The organism is Rhodococcus sp. LB1 (genome assembly GCF_001583455.1).
In the GTDB taxonomy this organism is placed as follows: domain Bacteria; phylum Actinomycetota; class Actinomycetes; order Mycobacteriales; family Mycobacteriaceae; genus Rhodococcus_F; species Rhodococcus_F opacus.
The window spans coordinates 1-3,452 of the sequence record NZ_LTCZ01000276.1 but is presented as its reverse complement, the minus strand read 5'-3'; the positions used below and the strand labels follow the sequence as shown (position 1 = coordinate 3,452).

The 3,452-nt window shown below is 63.6% G+C and carries 2 protein-coding genes; both read left to right on the top strand.

From position 1 onward, the window contains the following. Positions 1-282 precede the first annotated feature (282 nt). Entirely contained in the window at positions 283-1,698 is a 1,416-nt protein-coding gene (locus tag AZG88_RS29175; RefSeq protein ID WP_156517654.1) for a sugar porter family MFS transporter, read from the top strand. A gap of 28 nt (positions 1,699-1,726) precedes the next feature. Further along, the gene (locus AZG88_RS29170) at positions 1,727-2,083 is read left to right on the top strand and encodes a universal stress protein (RefSeq protein WP_061699882.1); all 357 of its coding nucleotides are present in this window, start codon (positions 1,727-1,729) and stop codon (positions 2,081-2,083) included. The last annotated feature ends 1,369 nt before the right edge of the window (positions 2,084-3,452 follow it).

Sequence of the window (3,452 nt, the reverse complement as noted above, 5' to 3'; positions counted from 1 at the left end):
CGGATTCCCCCAGAACAACTGACCGACGATGCCCGGGTCGGGCGAACGCCCGGCCCGGGACGTCCGCTCGCTCGTCCGCAAGATCTCGCGTTGGTTCCGCTCTGATCTTCAGGGTCCGCGGCTCGTTCCACCAACGCCGACGACCATCGATCGTCCTACCGCCGGCGCCAGCCGGCCGCCCGGCAAAGACTCGACAAATGACCACCCAGGTTCGATACAAGAGTCTCTGCTACAGCAGAATTCGCACTTCCTGTCATGGAGTGCAACGAGGAGAAGTGTTTCATGTTGACCGACTCTGGCCGCGAAACTGCCGCGACATCCAGTCCCACTCGCAGCAACCGTCCCTCCAAGCGTCTTGGCCTCATCGCCTTCATCGCAACGTTCGGCGGTCTGCTCTTCGGATACGACACCGGTGTCATCAACGGTGCCCTCGAACCACTCGAGGAAGACCTCGGGCTCACCGCGCTCACCGAGGGCTTCGTGGTCAGCATTCTCATCTTCGGCGCGGCATTCGGAGCACTGATCGGCGGCCGACTCTCCGACCGATACGGCCGTCGCCACAACATCCTGGTGCTCTCGGTCATTTTCATGATCGGAACTCTCGGCTGCGTCCTCTCACCGACGTGGGAGGTGTTAGCGGTCTTCCGTTTCATTCTCGGTCTCGCCGTCGGTGGGGCATCAGCAACCGTTCCGGTGTATTTGGCCGAGATGTCCCCCGCCGAGCGTCGCGGCAGCATCGTCTCACGCAACGAGTTCATGATCGTCTCGGGACAATTCGCCGCATTCGTCATCAACGCGATCATCTTCAATATCTGGGGGGAGCACGATTCAGTGTGGCGGTACATGCTGCTGGTCGCCGTTGCCCCGGCGATCGTTCTCCTGTTCGGCATGCTTCGGATGCCTGAAAGCCCGCGGTGGCTGATCTCGCAGGGCCGTCACGACGACGCGTTCTCGGTCCTGCAGCAGGTCCGCACACCGGAAGCCGCGCAGGCAGAAATGGCGGAGGTCGAGGCTCTCGCCGAGGAAGAGAAGCTCACCCAAGTCGGCGGTCCGATCGACCTGTCCGTGAAGTGGATCCGCCGACTGATGCTGATCGGGATCGGACTCGGGGTGTTTCAGCAGTTCACCGGCATCAACTCGGTGATGTACTACGGAACCCAGCTTCTCGCGGATGCTGGATTCTCGTCGAGCGCCGCCATCGTCGCGAACACCCTCAATGGTCTGGTCAGCGTACTCGGCATCACCATTGCGCTGAAGGTGATGAACAAGGTCGACCGCCGCACCATGCTGTTCGTCGGTTTCGCTCTCATCACCATCTTCCACCTGCTCATCGGTCTCTCGGCAGTGCTGCTGCCGGACGGCACCGTCAAGGCGTACTGCATCCTTGTCTTCGTCGTCCTGTTCGTGTTCTCCATGCAAGGCACAATCGGGCCCCTGGCATGGTTGATGCTCGCGGAGATCTTCCCGCTCAAGATCCGCAGCTTCGCCATCGGCGTCTGCATCTTCGTTCTCTGGATCGCCAACGCCCTGGTGGCGCTGTTCTTCCCGCCAGTTGTCGCCGCAATCGGCATCGCGATGACCTTCTTCATCTTCGCCGGCCTCGGTCTTCTCGCACTGATCTTCACCACCCAGGTGCCTGAAACCCGCGGACGCTCCCTCGAGGAGCTCGAAGACCAGTTCCGCGCGAACTACTCATGAGCAACCACCCCCACAGAAGGGTCCGTCCATGACCGTGCTCGTCGCAGTAACCGACACACCAGAAGGCGCCCACGCCCTCACCGTGGGTAAAGAGGAAGCCGAACGCCTCCGAACCGAACTCCTCGTGCTCAACTTGTCGCTCACCGAGTTCGCACCCACCGAAATCGCAGTGGTTAGTGGCGTGGACGTGCTCGATCGCGCTGGACGTGAAGCCCGCGACCCTGCCGTCGCAGTTCTCGACCTCATTCAAGAGCGCCCCGATATCGAACGACTCGTCATCGGCGTCAAACGCCGCAGCCGTGTCGGGAAAGCCCTACTCGGCAGCGTCAGCCAGCGACTGATCCTGCACTCCCCCATACCGGTACTGACAGTAACGAACACCTGATATCGCCACGAGACTCGGTGTAGGGTCCGGCCGCGCCGGGGTGGGGCGCGGCCTCATCGATGGCCATGTGTGGGCGGGTTCCTGTCCGGCGAGGTGGGCGCGGACGATGATCGCGACGGAGTGGCCGGCCAACGGGGTCGGCGTGTAGGGGGTGTGGCCCCACCGGTCGATGGGCATGATCAGCGGGCGATCGTCGCGGCGTACGGACTCCGCGAAACCGGACATCTACCTCCTTTTCCAGGTGTCGGGCGAGCAGTCCCGTGCTGGAGTAACGGTCGAGGAAGCCAACTTCGATCCAATTCCGATAGGCCGCAACTGGAGTCGCTACCGGGATCCGTGCTATTCGCTCCGCGGCGACCGCCGCGATACGTCCTATGCGTTCTGCTTGTGCGGTGTTCATAAGTTGGCGAATCGTCTCGGCTCGCCCAGGTGCCGGGCACTGGTTTTCGGTGTGAACGGCGTTGATCGCAGTGACCCGGCGCCGCTGCGTCCCGTCGGCAGCCGGATTGTCGGCGAGGAAGGGCCTCGGCGCACGAGACACTCCGAAATCGCGCTCTGCAGAGGGAAAAGTAGGTTCATCAGGGAAAACGCTGGAGATGCTGCGTAAATGTTTTTCCACAGCGGCCACCCCACAGACCGGCAGCGACCTACGGGCTCCTCGCCGGCGGAGGTCGCCAGGCCCGCCAGTGGGGTCACTGACGGCGAGGCACTCACTCCACTCCCCCGCAGGCACTGCGGCCACCAGAACGATCTGCAGCGACCGACCCGTTCGTGTGCGCGCGTGCCCGCAGCAGACGGATTCAGGTGTGATTTGAGGCCCTTCTTACGCATGATTACCCGCCCGTCAGGTCGACGATCGATCAAGGCCCGCATCATTGCTCGCAACAGGTGAACACCCCTCCATCCATCCACCCTCCTCCTTGGCCTGCCCGGCCGTCACGCTCGCCTCCATCGCCCGCCGCCGCCGTCCACGCCACCGCGTGCACCGCCGCGTCGAGGGCAGTCGAACCGTCCGCCGAACCTGAGGCTGTCGAGACTATCGACGTACATAATCGCCCTGCATCGGGCCCCGCGCCCCCACCGCGACAGCACGCGATTCCTCGGTGCCAGCCGCCGCGACGGTCGCAACCGCACGCGCCGCAGTCGACGTCGTCGACCCCGGCGATCCGCCTTGGGAATACCCTGCACGCATGGCCGCACGCAAGACCACCAAGCGACGCTCCAGTCCCAGACGAGTCAGCACCAAGCCCCTGATACCCACCCCGGGGCACGGGGAGCAGATCTGGATCCTCGACGTCCCGTACCGGGCGCCCGCACCCGGTGCCAAGTACTACACGGCACTCAAAGCGCACGCCTACATCGGCGCTCA